Genomic DNA, 395 nt, shown 5'->3' with positions numbered 1-395 from the left:
GATGACAGTCAGAGAGGTGTGCGGGATTCCCGATCGCCGCATGGGAGGCAGGATGGTGAGGCACCGCAGGAAGCCCGCAGCCGCCCACGCGCCGCAGAGAAGCCACAGGAGCACATGAGCCGCCGCACCCTCGCCCTGCCGTCCTGGCTGCCGGTCGACGCGTACATCCTGGCGCTGGTCGGCACGGTCGTTCTCGCCGCGCTGCTGCCCGCACGCGGTGCCGCCGCCGATGTGGCGGGCGGGGCCTCCACCGGGGCGGTCGCCCTCCTCTTCTTCCTCTACGGGGCCCGGCTCTCGACGGCCGAGGCGCTCGACGGGCTGAAGCACTGGCGGCTCCACCTCACCGTCCTGGCCTGCACGTTCGTCGCCTTCCCGCTGCTGGGGCTGGCCAGCAA

The 395-nt window shown here is 72.4% G+C and carries 1 protein-coding gene; it reads left to right on the top strand.

Annotation, left to right across the window (positions count from 1 at the left end; translation table 11 throughout):
* Positions 1 to 114 precede the first annotated feature (114 nt).
* On the top strand, positions 115 to 395 hold a 281-nt coding region (locus V2J85_RS40990; RefSeq protein WP_330824444.1), incomplete at its 3' end, for a bile acid:sodium symporter.

Source organism: Streptomyces bugieae, assembly GCF_036352915.1.
In the GTDB taxonomy this organism is placed as follows: domain Bacteria; phylum Actinomycetota; class Actinomycetes; order Streptomycetales; family Streptomycetaceae; genus Streptomyces; species Streptomyces endophytica.
The sequence above is the reverse complement of the archived record's forward strand: the minus strand, read 5'-3'. Positions and strand labels throughout refer to the sequence as shown.